Below are 15,623 nucleotides of genomic sequence, written 5' to 3' on the forward strand. Positions count from 1 at the left end.
CCCGGGGTGGTAATCCGGTTGTGCAGCGCGGCGAGCTTGCCCAGACTGCCGGGATGGACGGGACTTCGGTGGACGGACGCGGCGGGATCGACGCGGGGCTGGTACGGCGGCTGATCAAGGCGCAGTTCCCGCAGTGGGCCGAGCTGGCGGTGGAGCCGGTGAAGGTGGACGGGTGGGACAACCGGACGTACCGGCTGGGGGCGTCGATGACGGTTCGGCTGCCGTCGGCGGCGGCGTACGCGGAGGCGGTGGGCAAGGAGAACGAGTGGATTCCGCGGCTCGCGCCGTACTTGCCGGTGCCGGTGCCGGAGGTGGTGGGCAACGGGGTGCCGGGTGAGGGGTATCCGCACCACTGGTCCGTACGGCGGTGGCTCGACGGGGAGACCTCGTCGGTGGAGCGGATCTCGGACCTGACAGCGTTCGCGGTGGCGGTCGGCGAGTTTCTCCTTGCATTGCAGGCGTGCGACGCGACGGGCGGTCCGGTGCCGGGTGGGCACAACTTCCACCGCGGCGGGCCGCCGGCGTACTACGACTCCGAGACGCGGGCTGCGCTGGTCGCGCTGGACGGTCAGGTCGACGTCGAGGCTGCTTCGGCGGTCTGGGAGGCCGCGCTGGCCAGTCGCTTCGACGGGCCGCCGGTGTGGTTCCACGGGGACATTGCCTCGGGCAACCTTCTGGTGCGGGACGGGAAGCTGTCGGCGGTGATCGACTTCGGGACGTCCGGGGTGGGCGATCCGGCGTGCGACCTGGTGATCGCGTGGACGATGTTCTCGGGTGAGAGCCGGGCGGCGTTCCGGCGTACGGTCGCTGCTGATGCCGGGACGTGGGCGAGGGCGCGCGGGTGGGCGCTGTGGAAGGCGCTGATCGTGCTCGCCGACGGGCGCGACGAGGAGATCAACAAGTTGGTGATCGACGAGGTGCTCGCCGATCACCAACTCTCTTCTTAACGAAGAGTGTTGAAGGACTCTCGGAGGATCTCGATGGCTTCCGTCGTCTCCGGCTCGGTGAGCGTCATCGGCGGCGCCATCCGCAGCACGTTGCCGTAGAGGCCGCCCTTGCCGACGAGCAGGCCGCGGTTCTTCGCCTCCTGCTGGAGCTTCGCCGTCGTCGCCGCGTCCGGCGCCTTGTCGCCCGGCTTCACGATCTCGGCCGCGAGCATCAGCCCCTTCCCGCGCACCTCGCCGAGCTCCGGGAACTCGTCCGCGATCCCCCGCAGCCCATCGGCCAACTGCGCGCCGCGCTTGGCCGCGTTCGCCTGCAGGTCGTGGTCGAGCAGGTACTCGATCGTCGCCTTGGCGGCGCTGGTCGAGATCGGGTTGCCGCCGAACGTCGACAGCGAGTTCGCGCTCAGGCTGTCCATCAGCGCGGGCGTCGCCACCACGCCGCCGATCGCGAACCCGTTGCCGAGCCCCTTCGCGAACGTCATCGCGTCCGGGACCACGTCGTGCGCCTGGATCCCCCAGAAGTGCTCGCCGGTCCGGCCCCACCCGGTCTGCACCTCGTCGGAGATCAGCAGGATCCCGTACTCGTCGAGGACCTCCTTGAACGCGGCGTACAGGCCGTCCGGCGGCGACGAGAACCCGCCGACGCCCTGGATCGGCTCGACGATCAGGCAGGCCACGTCCCCGGCGGTCGTCGTCGCGATCACCTCGCGCAGGTCCTCGACGCAGCGCTGCACGTACTCGGCGTCGGGCAGGTCTCGGAACGGGCTGCGGTACCGGTACGCGCCCTGCAGGTACTGCACGTTGACCGGCGACAGACTGCTCGCCGACCAGCCGCGGTTGCCGGTGATCGCCACCGTGCCGAAGCCGCGGCCGTGGTACGAGTTGCGCATCGCCAGCACCTGGTTGGACCGGCGCTTCTGGGTCGCGAACAGCAGCGCGGCCTCGTTCGCCTCGGTCCCGGAGTTGGTGAAGAACACCTTGGCGTTCTCGATCCCGGACAGCCCGGCGATCTTCTCGGCCAGCTCGATCTGCCGGCGGATCAGGTACACCGTGGAGGTGTGCGCGACCCCGCTGCCGAGCTGCTCGCGGACGGCGTCGGAGATCTCGGCGATGTCGTAGCCGATCGCGTTGGTCAGGATGCCGGCGAAGAAGTCCAGGTACTCCTTGCCTTCCCCGTCAGTGACCCGCCGGCCGCTGCCCCGGACGATCTCGATCGGCTCCTCGTAGTACAACGACAGCCAGTCCGGCATGACGGCCTTGTGACGCTCCCAGAGCTCCGCATGTGTCATGTCTTAGCAATACCTCATCTTCGGGTTGTCCGACAGTGTCCTAAGGTTCTGCGGGTGACGCAGCCGAGCATCCCGCACGTGGACATCGAGTCCCTGGCCCACTTCGACCAGGTCCTGGCCGCCGGAGCGACCGCGATGACCGGCTGGCGGGTCCAGTCGGTCGACCTGTCCGGGCGCACCGCGCAGCTGCTCGCGCTGACCCCGGCCGGCTCGCTGTTCCTCGGCTGCGCGCTGGAGGAGCCCGCCGCCGCCTGGATCCGCGACGGCGGCGGCCTGCTCTTCCCGGCGATCCCGGAGCTGCCGTTCGACCCGTACCGCGGCACCCTGTACGACGCCGACGAGCTGTACGCCAGCCTCGACGCGGGCTACGACGCGACCCCGGACGCCCGGATCTACGCCTGGTCGCGGCAGCACGACGAGAAGGGCGACACCAGCCGCACCCTCGCCGCGGCGCTGCACGACCACTCGATCGCCGACGCGCTGCACGAGCTCCCCGACGGCCGGCCCTGGATCGGTGTGATGGGCGGCCACGGGATCAAGCGCGGCGACCCGACGTACCGGTCGGCCGTCGAGCTCGGGCGCTGCCTGACCCGCTCGGGGCTGACCGTCGCGACCGGCGGCGGCCCGGGCGCGATGGAGGCGGCCAACCTGGGCGCGATGCTCTCGGCGTACGACTCCTCGGCGGTCGATTCAGCTCTGGAGGCATTGGCCGCCGTCCCCTCCTTCCGCCCGTCCATCGCTGCCTGGGCCGGCGCCGGTCTCGCGGTCCGCCGGACTTACCCAGGCGACGGCGGTGTGTCGATCCCGACCTGGTTCTACGGGCACGAGCCGCCGAACGTGTTCGCGTCGTCGATCGCGAAGTACTTCTCCAACGCCCAGCGCGAGGACGTCCTGCTCAGCCGGGCCCGCGGCGGCATCCTCTACCTGCCCGGCGCGGCCGGCACCGTCCAGGAGATCTTCCAGGCCGTCACGCCGAACTACTACGGCGACCCGGCGACCCAGATCCCCATGGTCCTCGTCGGCGTCGCTCACTGGACAGCTGAACTACCGGTCTGGCCGCTGCTGCGGTCGCTGGCCGGCGGCCGCCCGATGGAGTCGTCCATCCACTTGGTCGACACCATCGAGGAGGCCGCGGCGCTGGTCAGCTAGGCGACCTTCTCCGGGGTGAACTGCATCTGCGGGTTGGCGTAGGCCTCCTGCGACTCGACGAGCTGCAGCTCGCGCTCACCGGACTCGTGCGTCCGGGTGAGCAGGTCGAACACGCTCGACGTGGTCCGGGCCAGCGCTTCCGCGAGGTCGCCGGTACGCCGGTAGTGCGCGGTGAACAGCGCAGCCGTGACGTCGCCGGAGCCGTTCGCCTTCATCGGGATGTACGGCGTACGGACGATCCAGGCGCCGCTGTCGTCGACGGCCAGCATCTCGATCGTGCCGTCCCCGCGGTCGGGGCGCTCGACACTGGTGACGAGCACCGTGCGCGGGCCGGTCGCACGGGCGAGCTCGACCGACGCCAGCGTGGACTCGAGCGTGTCGGGCTCGGTGTTGGTCAGGAAGCCCAGCTCGAACTGGTTGGGCGTGATGATGTCGGCCGCCGGGACCACGCGGTCCCGCAGCAGCACCGGGATCGCCGGCGCGACGAAGCAGCCGGACTTCGCGTTGCCCATCACCGGGTCGCAGGAGTAGACCGCGCCCGGGTTCGCCGCCTTGACCTTGTCCACAGCCTCGAGGATCACGTCCGCGATCCCCTCGCCGCCCTGGTAGCCGGACAGCACCACGTCGATCTGCGGCAGCACGCCACGGTCCTCGATGCCCTGGATCACCGCGCGGACGTCGTCCGGGCTGATCATCGGCCCACGCCAGGCGCCGTACCCGGTGTGGTTGGAGAAGTTCACCGTGTAGACCGGCAGCACCTCCACCCCGATGCGCTGAAGCGGAAAGACGGCAGCCGAGTTCCCCACGTGCCCGAAGGCCACGGCGGACTGGATCGAGAGGATCTTCACCGCTCGATCATGCCATCCGGCACTGCCACGGATTCTGTCGGTCTCCCGGCCGAAGGAGCTCGCGAAGCTGCTGCTGGCTACGGTTTGAGCCAGCTCTCGGCCTCTTCGAGGAAGAGGTCGACCTCCATCACGTCGTAGCCCTCGCGGAAGCGGACCGGGGAGAACTGGACCCGGCTGACCTCGGCGCGGGTCACCGGGCTGTCGACGGGCAGGCCGTTGACCGTGGCCATCACGCGGTCGACGAAGTCGTCGACCTCGGCGATGTCGTAGCCCTCGCGGAGTTTGACCAGCGTGAAGCGGGGAGTCTCCCGCTGTACGGCGGCCGGGGTGCTGCTCGGCGGCTGGTTCGAGGATGGGCGGTTGGTCAGGCTCTGTACTGCGACGTCGAGGAAGGCATCGACATCCTCGATCGCGTAGCCCTCCCGGAAACGGACGGGACTGAACGCAACGTTGCGTACGTCGGCGGCGGTGACCGCGTCGACGCCCGGGCGGCCCTCGACCGTCGCCTCGATGCGCGCGACGAACGCGTCCACCTCGGCGATGTCGTAGCCCTCCTGCCACTTGACGCGGCGGAAGAGCGGAGCCTCCATCAGCTGTTGGCGGCGGCGAGCTGGCCGCAGGCGCCGTCGATCTCCTGGCCGCGGGTGTCGCGGACGGTGACCGGGATGCCGCCGGCCTGCAGGCGGCGGACGAACTCGCGTTCGTCGGCCGGGTCGGAGGCGGTCCACTTCGAGCCCGGGGTCGGGTTCAGCGGGATCAGGTTGACGTGCACCCAGCCCCAGTCGCCGCGGGCGGCCAGCTTCTCGGCCAGCAGGTCGGCGCGCCAGGCGTGGTCGTTGATGTCGCGGATCATCGCGTACTCGATCGAGACCCGGCGCTTGGTCTTCTCGGCGTACCCCCAGGCGGCGTCGAGGACCTCGTCGACCTTCCAGCGGTTGTTGATCGGGACCAGCTCGTCGCGCAGCTCGTCGTCCGGCGCGTGCAGCGACAGCGCGAGCGTGACCGGGATGCCCTCGGTCGCCAGCTGGTTGATCCGCGGCACCAGCCCGACGGTCGACACGGTGATCCCGCGCGCCGAGATGCCGAGGCCCTCCGGGGACGGGTCGGTGAACCGGCGGACCGCGCCGATGACGGCCTTGTAGTTGGCCATCGGCTCGCCCATGCCCATGAAGACGATGTTGTTGACCCGCCCCGGACCGCCCGCGATCTCGCCCCGCGACAGCGCCCGGGCGCCGTCGACGACCTGCTCGACGATCTCGGCGGTGGTCATGTTCCGGGTCAGCCCGGCTTGGCCGGTCGCGCAGAACGGGCAGGCCATGCCGCAGCCGGCCTGCGACGACACGCACATCGTCGTACGGTCGGTGTAGCGCATCAGGACGGACTCGACGAGCGAGCCGTCGAGCAGCTTCCACAGCGACTTGCGGGTCTGCCCGTTGTCGCACTCCAGGTCGCGGACCTTCGTCAGCAACGGCGGCAGCAGATCAGCGGCCAGATTGTCCCGCGTCGCCGCCGGCAGGTCGGTCATCTCGGCCGGGTCGGAGACCAGCCGGGAGAAGTAGTGGTTCGACAGCTGCTTGGCCCGGAAACCAGGCTCGCCGAGCGCCACCACCGCCGCCTTGCGCTCCTCCCCGCTGAGGTCGGCCAGGTGCCGCGGCGGCTTCTTGGCACGGCGCGGTTCATCGAAAACGAGCGGGAGGGAGGTAGTCATCGCCCTCGATTGTCCCTCGCCGCCGACCGCTTTCACAAATTCACACCGGTGGCCCCGGTCACTACCCGGCAGCGGTCAGATCGCTGCCGGCGGCGAGCTCCTCCACCGCTCGCCGTACGGCGGGCAGCACCGGCGACGCGTTCTCCGGCAGCCAGACCATCTCCGTCGCCACCCGCTCCCCCGCGATCGGCACGAACACCACCCCCGTACGCCGCAGGCTCGACGCCGACCGCGCCAGCCGCGTCACCCCGACCCCGGCCGCGACCATCCCGAGCAGCACCTGGACGCTGGCGTCGCGGTGCACCACCTTCGGCTCGAACCCGGCCGCGCGGAACTCCGCGTCGTACACGTCGTGCCAGGGCTGCCACGAGCTGCGCGGCGTCAGCAGCCACGGCTCGTCGGCGAGGTCCCGCAGGTCGAGCTGCTGATGGTCAGCCAGCCGGTGCCCTTCCGGCAGCACAGCGCAGATCTCCTCGGTGACCAGCGTCGTGCTCGCCAGGTCCTCGACCAGCGGCGGCCGGGTGAACGCCACGTCGTACCGGCCGCTGCGAACGCCCTCGACCAGCGGGCCGATCGTCGTCTCCTCAGTTGCGAGCTGCAGGTCCGGGAAGCGCTCCCGCACCGCCCGGACGACCGGTGGCAGCAGGTAGTTCGCAGTAGTCGCCAGGAACGCCAGCCGGAGCAGGCCGATCTCGCCACGCACAGCACGAGCTACGACGGCCATCGCCTGGTCTGCTCGCTCCAGCACCGCCAGCGCCTCAGGCAGGAACAGCGCACCGACCTCCGTCAGTGCAGTGCCTCGGCTGTCCCGGTCGAACAGCTTTGCGCCGACCTGCCGCTCCAGCAACGTGATCTGCTGCGACAGCGACTGCTGGGCGATCGTCAGCCGTGCAGCGGCGCGAGTGAAGCTCGACTCCTCCGCTACCGCGACGAAGTAGCGCAGCTGCCGCAGCTCGGGGGTCACAGGCCCAGGCTACTGCTGCGCCAGGCAGCCGGTGTTGGTCCCGCACGGGCGTCCGGACGAAGACTCGGAGCATGGAAAACAACAACAACAAGGTTTGGCTGATCACCGGCTGCTCCACAGGCTTCGGACGCGAGCTGGTGCTCGCCGCACTGGCTGCCGGCGACCAGGTGATGGCCACTGCGCGCCGGCCCGAGACACTGGTCGACCTGGCTGAGCGTGGCGCTTCGACAGCGGCCCTCGACGTCACGGACCCGGCGTCGATCGAGGCAGCGGTACAGGTAACGCTGGCGGTCTTCGGGCGGATCGACGTACTGGTGAACAACGCGGGCTCGATGGTGATGGGCGCGATCGAAGAGGTCGGCGTACGGCGGTTGCGGGAGCAGTTCGACGTGGTGTTCTTCGGCGCTGCCCAGGTGGTCGAGGCTGTGCTGCCGACGCTGCACGCGCAGGGATCGGGGACGATCGTGCAGATGAGCTCGCTGGGCGGGCTGAAGACGTACCCGGGCTACGGCGCGTACAACTCGGCCAAGCACGCCCTGGAGGGGTACTCGGAGGCACTGGCCACTGAGCTGGCTCCGCTGGGTATCCGAGTGCTGATCGTGGAGCCGGGGGCGTTCCGTACGGCGTTCAACCGCAACAAGGTGACCACGGAGGCGCTGGACGTCTACCGGGAGACCGCCGGCGCTACCCGGGCGGCGACCGTCGCGCTGCTCGACTCGGAGCAGAACGACCCGGTCAAGGGCGTCGCGGCGATCATGAAGGCGCTGGACAGCGGCAACCCGCCGCTGCGCCTGCTGCTGGGCAACGACGCGGTCGACGGGCTGAGGGAGCACCACGAGGCGTTGCTGGCGTCGGTGACCGAGTGGGAGGAGCTGAGCCGCTCCACGGCGATCTGAGCTTGGGTCTACATTGCGAGGCGTGACCGATTTCTGGGTGCACGGCCTCGGCGCGCTCGACGACAACGCGACCGAACGCCTCGCCATCGCCTATCCCGACTGGCGCTTCACCGACGGCCCGCCGACCGCTGACGCGGCGTACGACGTACTGGTCGACGGCCGCCCGACCGAGGAACTCCTCGCGGCCAGCCCGCGCCTCCGCGCTCTGGTCATCCCGTACGCCGGGGTGCCCGCGGAGACGCGGGCGCTGCTGTCCACCCGCTCCGAGCTGGTGGTCCGCACCGTCCACCACAACGCCGGCCCGACCGCCGAGCTCGCGGTCGCCCTCACTCTCGCCGCCGCCCGCGCGATCGTCCCCGCCGACCAGGCGATGCGCGCGGGCGACTGGACCCCACGCTTCGTCCCGCCGAACCCGACGATGGTCCTCGGCGGCCATCCCGCGCTCGTGGTCGGCTACGGCGAGGTCGGCCGCCGCGTCGCCCACGCGCTGACCGGCCTCGGCATGCGGGTCTCTGCGATCCGCTCGGCCGACACCGCGTCCGTCGACGGTGAGGTCCAGCTCCGCCCGCGCTCCGAGCTGCCCGCGCTCGTCGCGGAGTCGCGAGTCGTCGTACTGGCTGTCCCCGGTACCCCGGCCACCGAGGGCCTCTTCGGCCCGGACCTGATCGCCGCGCTGCCGGAGCCGAGCGTCCTGGTCAACGTCGCCCGCGCCACGGTCGTCGACGAGCGCGCGCTGTACGAGCGGCTCGTCGGCGGCGGGGTCGCCGCCGGGCTGGACGTCTGGTGGAACGAGGCGACGTCAGCCGACGCAGGGACCATCAGCGCCTCGGCGTACCCGTTCCACGAGCTCGGCAACGTCGTCCTGAGCCCGCACCGCGGCGGCGCTTTCAGCCTGCGCGAGGTGCGAGACCTGCGCCTGCAGCACGTCGCCGCGGTGCTCGAGGAGCTGGCTCAGGCCGCGTAGCCCTTCGGCGGGATGAGCGTCGCGAGCTGGTTGAACGTCAGCCAGTACGTCGCCGTCGGGGCGAACCCGGCCGGGTCGGCGATCAGCACGGTCATGTCGGCGGTGTCGTAGCCGATCACGGTGAAGTAGTGGTAGATCGTGTAGTTCGGGTAGCCCGGCGGGTGGTTGCTGGCCGGCGCGACGATGTTGGCGACGATTGGGTAGTTGTTGTCGATGTCGAGCACGATGTCGCGCCAGAGCAGGTCGCGCTGCGCCTGCGTGGGCGGGTCGTTCGGCATCTCCTTCGTCTCGTACCAACCGGTGCCGACGTGGTTGTTCAGCACGCGGGTCACCTGACCGATCCAGTCGGTGCCGTTCGTGGTGGTGGGCAGCTCGTTGGCCAGCTGCTGCTGGCTCGGCGGCGAGACCCGGGCGGACAGGGCGATCCGCGTGGCCGCCGGGCCACACCAGTAGCCCGTCTCCTGGTACTGGAAGTCGACCTGCAGCGTCTTGGCGGTCAGCGTCTTGCTGGCACCGCTGGGGACCGCCTTGGTGGCGACCGGGTCGGCTGCCACCGCCGGACCGGCCGTCGGCATCAGCAACGCGCCGGTGAGCACCAGCCCGCTGAGTACGGCTTTCGCTTTCCTCATCTCAACTCCTCACTGTGGCCCCCCGATCACCCACAGTGCACTCGGTTCGGCGGCGGATGTAAAGGAGTTACCGGAGATTTGGTGGGATCGGTGCTTCCTTTCCACCAGGAATGCCAAAGCTTGACCGCGCGGTTGGACTCTGCATCATGAGTCCCTCGCTGCGCGGTGTCCCCCTGTCGATCCTCGACCGCTCCCGGACGCGCGTCGGCGAGACCGAGGCGGAGACGCTGCGCGGCACGGTCCGGCTCGCGCAGGAGGTCGAGAAGCTCGGCTACCACCGGTTCTGGGTGTCCGAGCACCACAGCGTGCCCGGGGTGGTCGGCTCCGCGCCGACCGTGCTCGCGGCGGCTGTCGCGGCGTCGACGTCGCGGATCCGGGTCGGGACTGGTGGGGTGATGCTGCCGAACCACCGGCCGCTGGTGGTGGCGGAGCAGTTCGGCGTACTGGAGTCGCTGTATCCGGGCCGGATCGACATGGGTCTGGGGCGATCTGTCGGCTTCACCGGCGGGATCCGCCGGGCGCTGGGGGTCGAGAAGGACGCGGCGGAGGACTTCGTCGAGCAGGTGCGGGAGCTGCTCGGGTACTTCACCGGCAAGCAGTCCAGCCACCCACAGGTCCACGCACGTCCCGGCGAAGGTCTCCACGTACCGGCGTATGTACTAGCTGTCGGCGAGGGCGCCCAGCTCGCCGCATCGCTCGGTCTGCCACTGGTGATCGCCGGTGCCCGCGGCGAGGCGGCGCTGCTCGACTCCGTGGCCGGCTACCGCGCCGCGTTCAGGTCCTCGGAGTGGGCTCAGCAGCCGTACGTCGTACTGGCGGCGACTGCTGCTGTCGCTGCAACTGCCGAGGCCGCGCGGGAGCTGCTGTTGCCCGAGGCCTGGTCGAGCGCCTACTCGCGGACGCGCGGGGTGTTCCCACCGCTGGAACCGCTCGATCTGGGGCGCGAGATGACCGAGAAGGAGCGCGGCTTCTTCGAGCAGTCGCTGCAGGGCCAGATCTACGGCACACCGTCCGAGGTGGACGTCGCCCTGGGCGGCCTGGTCGAGCGGACCGGCGCCGACGAGGTGCTGATCACGACCAACACCTACGACCGCGCCGACCTGCTCGAGAACTACCGACTGCTGGCCGAACTCAGCCGCTGATCCGCGCGAGCAGGCCCTTCCGTACGTCGGGCCACTCGTCGGCCAGGATCGAGAACACGACCGTGTCCCGCCAAGTGCCGTCGGGCTGCTTGATGTGCCGGCGCAGTACGCCTTCGCGCGTGGCGCCGAGTTTCGCGATCGCCGCCTGCGAGCGCGTGTTCACCAGGCTGGTCTGGATCTTGACCCGGTTGAACCCGCAGTCCTCGAAGGCGTGCTGAAGCATCAGGAACTTGCACGAGGGATTGACCGCGGTCCCCCAGACGGCCGGCGCGTAGCCGGTCCAGCCGAGGTGAACGCGCTCGTTGGCCAGGTCGACATCGCCGAGGCTCGTCGTCCCGACGACGGTGCCCTCGGCACCGAGCTCCGAGTCCTTGGCCAGCCGTACGACGTACGCCGTCCGGTCCTGCGTCGCCTTGGCCCACTTGGCGCGCATCTGCTCGACGTCGGCCGGGCGACCGCCCGGGCCGCCGCCGAAGCCCGCGGCGTACACGCGGTCGTCGTCGATCGCGGCGTACAGCTGATCGGTGTCACTGGCAACGAAGCGGTCGAGGCGTACGAGGTCGCCGACCAGCGGGCGGCCGTCCGGAGCGATGGTCATGGCACCAGCCAACCTCCGGAGCGGCGGCCGGTCAAACCAGTAGGTGGAGCAGCAGCCAGACGGCCGGAGCCGTGGCCAGCAGGGAGTCGAGGCGGTCCATCACGCCGCCGTGGCCCGGCAGCAGGTTGGACATGTCCTTGATCCCGAGGTCGCGCTTGATCATCGACTCGCCGAGGTCGCCGACCGTTGCCGTCAGCACCGCGATCGCGCCGACGATCGCGCCGACCCACCAGGCGCCGTCGAGCAGCCAGACGACCGATCCGATCCCGGCGCCGATACAGGCCAGCGTCGAACCGGCGAAGCCTTCCCAGGACTTCTTCGGGCTGATCGTCGGGGCCATCGGGTGCTTGCCGAACAGCACGCCGGCCACGTAGCCGCCGACGTCGCTGGCCACCACGACCAGGAAGAACGTCACCACCCGCTGCGGCCCGTCGTCGTCCGGCTGGACCAGCAGGACGGCGAACCCGGCGAGCAGCGGGATGTAGCCGAGCAGGAACACCCCGGCGGTGACGTCCCGGACGAAGCCGATCGAGCCGCCGGGCATCCGCCAGAAGATCGTCGCCAGCGCGGTCAGCGCCATCGCGGTCAGCAGCGCCATCGGCCCGCCGAAGTACGCCGCGACGAGCATCGCCGTCGTCCCGGCGAGCACCGGGATGCGCGGGATCGTCGCCCCGCTGGTCTTGAGCGCGCGGATCATCTCGTCGACGGCGACCAGCACCGTCGCCAGCACGACCAGGACGAACAGCGACTTCTGCCAGAACAGCGACCCGATGATCACCGCACCGAGGCCGACCCCGACACCGATCGCGGCGGGCAGGTTCCGCCCGGCGCGGCTCGGCACGGAGGGGCTCTGGTCGAGTCCCATCACACCTCGAGCAGTTCGGCTTCCTTGTGCTTGAGCAGCTGGTCGATCGAGTCGACGTACTTCTTCGTCATCCCGTCGAGCCGCTTCTCAGCACTCTTGCCTTCGTCCTCGCCCGCTTCGCCGTCCTTGACCGACTTGTCGATCTGGTCCTTGGCGTGCCGGCGGATGGTCCGGACCGAGATCTTCGCGTCCTCGCCCTTGGTCTTGGCGACCTTGATGTACTCCTTGCGGCGGTCCTCGGTCAGCTGCGGCATCGAGACCCGGATCACCGCGCCGTCGTTGCCCGGGTTCACGCCCAGGTCGGAGTCGCGGATCGCCTTCTCGATCGCGGCCATCGCGCCCTTGTCGTACGGCGAGATGAGCACGGTCCGCGGGTCCGGGACCTGGAAACCGGCCAGCTGCTGCAGCGGCGTCGGCGAACCGTAGTAGTCGGCGACGATGTTGGAGAACATCGACGGGTGCGCGCGGCCGGTGCGGATCGCGGCGAAGTCGTCCTTCGCGACCTCCACGGCCTTCGCCATCTTCTGCTCGGCTTCGCGGAGTGCTTCGTCGATCACGACATTCCTCGCTTCCTCGGGGCCGCGTCGGTGCGGCCGCTCAAACCCTACGAACGCTGGCGGACCAGCCCGCGGACGTGGGCCCGCGTGTCGAACGATCCTAGTACCCGGCCGACCCGACGTACCCTATCGGGCGGCCCGGCCGCTGACGCGGGCTACTGGCCCGGGGAGACGACGGTGCCGATCTTCTCGCCGCGCACGACCCGGGCGATGTTGCCCTCCTCGAGGCCGAAGATCACGATCGGCAGCGCGTTGTCGCGGGACAGGCTGATCGCGGTCGCGTCGGCGACCCGCAGCCCGCGGGCCAGGAAGTCGTCGTACGAGAGCTGGTCGAACTTCACCGCGTCCGGGTTCGTCTTGGGGTCGGAGTCGTAGACGCCGTCCACGCCCTGCTTGCCCATCAGCAGCGCCTCGGCGCCGATCTCCAGCGCGCGCTGGGCGGCGACGGTGTCGGTGGAGAAGTACGGCATCCCGGAGCCGGCGCCGAAGATCACGACCCGGCCCTTGGCCAGGTGCCGGTCGGCCTTGCGCGGGATGTACGGCTCGGCGACCTGCCCCATCGTGATCGCGGTCTGGACCCGGGTCTCCACGCCCAGCTTCTCCAGGAAGTCCTGCAGCGCCAGGCAGTTCATCACGGTGCCGAGCATGCCCATGTAGTCGGCGCGGTTGCGCTCCATGCCGCGCTGCTGGAGCTCGGCACCGCGGAAGAAGTTCCCGCCGCCGACCACCACGGCGACCTGGACACCGGCCCGGACCACCTCGGCGATCTGCTTGGCGATCGAGTTCACCACGTCGGGGTCGACGCCGAGCTTGCCGCCGCCGAACACCTCCCCCGACAGCTTGAGCAGCACCCGGTGGTAGGCCGGATCGAACGGCGAAGAGGCCGGATTCGTCTCGGTACCCAGGGTTTCCGTCACGATTCCGGCCTCCTCGTCGATGATGCTGTGCTGTCTCGTCCTAACCGGTGACGGTCAGGCGCCGACCTCGAAGCGGGCGAACCGCTTCACGGTCACGCCGGCCGCGTCGAGAACGGCCTTCACGGACTTCTTGCTGTCCTGGACCGACAACTGCTCGGTCAGCACGACCTCCTTGAAGAAGCCGTTCACCCGGCCCTCGACGATCTTCGGCAGGGCGCCTTCCGGCTTGCCCTCCTCGCGAGCGGTCGCCTCGGCGATCCGGCGCTCGTTCTCGACCGTCTCGGCCGGGACCTCGTCGCGGTTGGTGTAGAGCGGGCGCATCGCGGCGGCCTGCATGGCAGCGCCCCGGGCGGCCTCGACGTCATCGCCCTCGAACTCGACGAGCACGCCGACCTGGGCCGGGAGGTCGGCCGCACGCTTGTGCATGTACGCCGTGACCTTGCCGTCGAAGACGGCGACCTTGCCGAGCTCGAGCTTCTCGCCGATGACCGCGGCCAGGGCCTCGATGTTCTCGGCGACGCTCTTGCCGTCGGTGAGCTTCTCGTTCAGCAGGCCCTCGACGTCGCCGACCTTGCTGGCGGCGGCGTGCGCGACGATGTCGGCGGCGAGCTGCTGGAACTGCTCGTTCTTGGCGACGAAGTCGGTCTCGCAGTTCAGCTGGACCAGCGCGTTCTCGGCGGCGGCGACCAGGCCGTTGGAGGCCGAGCGCTCGGCGCCGCGCTTGGCGGCCTTGGCGGCGCCGTGAATGCGCAGCTCCTCGATCGCCTTCTCGAAGTCACCGTCGGTGGTCTCGAGCGCCTTCTTCGCGTCCATCATGCCCGCGCCGGTGGCGTCGCGGAGCTTCTTCACGTCAGCGGCGGTGTAGTTCGCCATTCCTCGTTCTCTCGATCTAGTCGGTGCGATCAGCTGGTGGTCGCCGCCCGGCGGCGTCGCCGGGCGATCGGGGTTCCACACTCGGAACCTTGTCGATCCTGAAGCTTGTACGGATTCCGGCCGGGCCTTCAGGTCCGGGTCATTTCCTCCGTAGCCTTCCGGGTCCTGCCTCGCCCGGGCCACCGATCTCCTGCCCGCCGGTCCGGGACCCTTGCGGGTCCCGGCGGCGTACCAGGTCGTCCGGCAGCCCGGAACGGGATCAGGCCTCGGTCTTCGGCGCCTCGTCGGCAGCGGCCTCGGCCGGAGCCTCGGCAGCCGGCGCCTCGGTCGCGGCGGCCGACGCCTCCGCGGCGGGGGCCTCGGCAGCAGCCGGGGCCTCGTCGGCCTTGGCCGGGGCGGCCGCGGCGGCGTTCTGGCTCTCCAGCAGCTCGCGCTCCCAGGCGGCCATCGGCTCCTCGGCGCCCAGCTCCTCACCGGCGGCGGCAGCGCCCTGACCGGAGCGGGCCATCAGCCCGTCGGCCACGGCGTCGGCGACGACGCGGGTGAGCAGGCCGACGGAGCGGATCGCGTCGTCGTTGCCCGGGATCGGGAAGTCGACCTCGTCGGGGTCGCAGTTGGTGTCCAGGATGCCGATGATCGGCAGCTTGAGCTTGCGCGCCTCGTCGACCGCGAGGTGCTCCTTCTTGGTGTCGACGATCCAGACCGCGGACGGAACCCGGCCCATGTCGCGGATACCGCCGAGGGTCTTGAGCAGCTTGTCGTGCTCGCGACGCTTCTGCAGCAGCTCCTTCTTCGTCACACCGGAGGCGGCGACGTCGTCGAAGTCGAGCAGCTCGAGCTCCTTGAGGCGCTGGAGCCGCTTGTTGACGGTCTGGAAGTTGGTGAGCATGCCGCCCAGCCAGCGCTGGTTCACGTAGGGCATGCCGACCCGGGTCGCCTGCTCGGCGATCGCTTCCTGGGCCTGCTTCTTGGTGCCGACGAACAGGATCGCGCCGCCGGAGGCGACGGTGCTCCGGACGAACTCGTAGGCGCGGTCGATGTACGACAGCGACTGCTGCAGGTCGATGATGTAGATGCCGTTGCGCTCGGTGAGGATGTAGCGCTTCATCTTCGGGTTCCAGCGACGGGTCTGGTGCCCGAAGTGCACGCCGCTCTCGAGCAGCTGCTTCATGGTGACGACGGCCATGACGTGGTTCTCTCCTGTCGCGCCCCGCACGGGTTACCCGTCACGGTGACGCTGTCTCGGTTGGTCCGCGGCGGACCGGGGTTGGTCCGTCGCG

17 protein-coding genes are annotated in these 15,623 nt (G+C 70.1%); 5 read left to right on the plus strand and 12 right to left on the minus strand.

Annotation, left to right across the window (positions count from 1 at the left end; translation table 11 throughout):
* The first annotated feature begins 53 nt into the window (after positions 1-53).
* Complete coding sequence (locus AB0M01_RS37375) at positions 54-947, plus strand: aminoglycoside phosphotransferase family protein (protein WP_363677345.1); 894 nt, start codon at positions 54-56, stop codon at positions 945-947.
* Here the strand turns inward: AB0M01_RS37375 and AB0M01_RS37380 are convergent.
* Positions 944-2,233, minus strand: a complete 1,290-nt coding sequence (locus AB0M01_RS37380) for an aspartate aminotransferase family protein (RefSeq protein WP_363677347.1) — start codon at positions 2,231-2,233, stop codon at positions 944-946. The two genes, AB0M01_RS37375 and AB0M01_RS37380, sit on opposite strands and share 4 nt — an antisense overlap.
* 54 nt (positions 2,234-2,287) lie before the next feature.
* Here AB0M01_RS37380 and AB0M01_RS37385 point away from each other — a divergent pair, with 54 nt between their 5' ends.
* Positions 2,288-3,382, plus strand: a complete 1,095-nt coding sequence (locus tag AB0M01_RS37385; RefSeq protein WP_363677349.1) for a Rossmann fold nucleotide-binding protein — start codon at positions 2,288-2,290, stop codon at positions 3,380-3,382.
* Here the strand turns inward: AB0M01_RS37385 and pdxY are convergent.
* From pdxY to AB0M01_RS37405, 4 genes are all read right to left on the minus strand, one after another.
* On the minus strand, positions 3,379-4,230 hold the full coding sequence (gene pdxY / locus AB0M01_RS37390) for a pyridoxal kinase PdxY (RefSeq protein WP_363677351.1): 852 nt from the start codon (positions 4,228-4,230) through the stop codon (positions 3,379-3,381). The two genes, AB0M01_RS37385 and pdxY, sit on opposite strands and share 4 nt — an antisense overlap.
* A gap of 77 nt (positions 4,231-4,307) precedes the next feature.
* A complete protein-coding gene (locus tag AB0M01_RS37395) occupies positions 4,308-4,820 on the minus strand; it encodes a DivIVA domain-containing protein (protein ID WP_363677354.1) in 513 nt (170 codons plus the stop codon).
* Positions 4,820-5,938 (minus strand): 23S rRNA (adenine(2503)-C(2))-methyltransferase RlmN, encoded by a 1,119-nt coding sequence (rlmN, locus tag AB0M01_RS37400; protein ID WP_363677356.1) that lies wholly within the window; start codon positions 5,936-5,938, stop codon positions 4,820-4,822. Before rlmN ends, AB0M01_RS37395 begins: the two co-directional genes overlap by 1 nt.
* Positions 5,939-5,999: 61 nt before the next feature.
* Complete coding sequence (locus AB0M01_RS37405; RefSeq protein ID WP_363677358.1) at positions 6,000-6,902, minus strand: LysR family transcriptional regulator; 903 nt, start codon at positions 6,900-6,902, stop codon at positions 6,000-6,002.
* Between the two features lie 71 nt (positions 6,903-6,973).
* On the opposite strand from AB0M01_RS37405, the gene AB0M01_RS37410 reads away from it, so the two are divergent.
* A complete protein-coding gene (locus AB0M01_RS37410; protein WP_363677360.1) occupies positions 6,974-7,798 on the plus strand; it encodes an SDR family NAD(P)-dependent oxidoreductase in 825 nt (274 codons plus the stop codon).
* Positions 7,799-7,820: 22 nt separating this feature from the next.
* Complete coding sequence (locus AB0M01_RS37415; RefSeq protein ID WP_363677362.1) at positions 7,821-8,762, plus strand: NAD(P)-dependent oxidoreductase; 942 nt, start codon at positions 7,821-7,823, stop codon at positions 8,760-8,762.
* On the opposite strand, the gene AB0M01_RS37420 is transcribed toward AB0M01_RS37415, so the two are convergent.
* The gene (locus AB0M01_RS37420) at positions 8,750-9,391 is read right to left on the minus strand and encodes a C39 family peptidase (RefSeq protein ID WP_363677363.1); all 642 of its coding nucleotides are present in this window, start codon (positions 9,389-9,391) and stop codon (positions 8,750-8,752) included. The genes AB0M01_RS37415 and AB0M01_RS37420 overlap by 13 nt on opposite strands.
* A gap of 146 nt (positions 9,392-9,537) precedes the next feature.
* Between AB0M01_RS37420 and AB0M01_RS37425 the strand changes: the two genes are divergently transcribed.
* On the plus strand, positions 9,538-10,533 hold the full coding sequence (locus AB0M01_RS37425; protein WP_363677365.1) for an LLM class flavin-dependent oxidoreductase: 996 nt from the start codon (positions 9,538-9,540) through the stop codon (positions 10,531-10,533).
* Here the strand turns inward: AB0M01_RS37425 and AB0M01_RS37430 are convergent.
* From AB0M01_RS37430 to rpsB, 6 genes are all read right to left on the minus strand, one after another.
* Entirely contained in the window at positions 10,523-11,131 is a 609-nt protein-coding gene (locus AB0M01_RS37430) for a GNAT family protein (RefSeq protein WP_363677367.1), read from the minus strand. The two genes, AB0M01_RS37425 and AB0M01_RS37430, sit on opposite strands and share 11 nt — an antisense overlap.
* A 31-nt stretch (positions 11,132-11,162) precedes the next feature.
* On the minus strand, positions 11,163-11,996 hold the full coding sequence (locus tag AB0M01_RS37435; RefSeq protein WP_363677369.1) for a phosphatidate cytidylyltransferase: 834 nt from the start codon (positions 11,994-11,996) through the stop codon (positions 11,163-11,165).
* Positions 11,996-12,553 carry a ribosome recycling factor gene (gene frr, locus AB0M01_RS37440; protein ID WP_363677371.1) on the minus strand — a complete coding sequence of 186 codons (558 nt, stop codon included), beginning with the start codon at positions 12,551-12,553 and terminating at the stop codon, positions 11,996-11,998. The genes AB0M01_RS37435 and frr overlap by 1 nt, the downstream gene beginning before the upstream one ends.
* 155 nt (positions 12,554-12,708) lie before the next feature.
* The gene (gene pyrH / locus AB0M01_RS37445) at positions 12,709-13,470 is read right to left on the minus strand and encodes a UMP kinase (protein WP_344183774.1); all 762 of its coding nucleotides are present in this window, start codon (positions 13,468-13,470) and stop codon (positions 12,709-12,711) included.
* 54 nt (positions 13,471-13,524) lie between these two features.
* Entirely contained in the window at positions 13,525-14,343 is an 819-nt protein-coding gene (tsf, locus tag AB0M01_RS37450) for a translation elongation factor Ts (RefSeq protein ID WP_363677372.1), read from the minus strand.
* A 259-nt stretch (positions 14,344-14,602) separates the two neighbouring features.
* Positions 14,603-15,529 carry a 30S ribosomal protein S2 gene (rpsB, locus tag AB0M01_RS37455; protein ID WP_363677373.1) on the minus strand — a complete coding sequence of 309 codons (927 nt, stop codon included), beginning with the start codon at positions 15,527-15,529 and terminating at the stop codon, positions 14,603-14,605.
* Positions 15,530-15,623 lie beyond the last annotated feature (94 nt).

The sequence above is a fragment of the Kribbella sp. NPDC051770 genome, assembly GCF_040681455.1.
Classification (GTDB): Bacteria; Actinomycetota; Actinomycetes; order Propionibacteriales; family Kribbellaceae; genus Kribbella.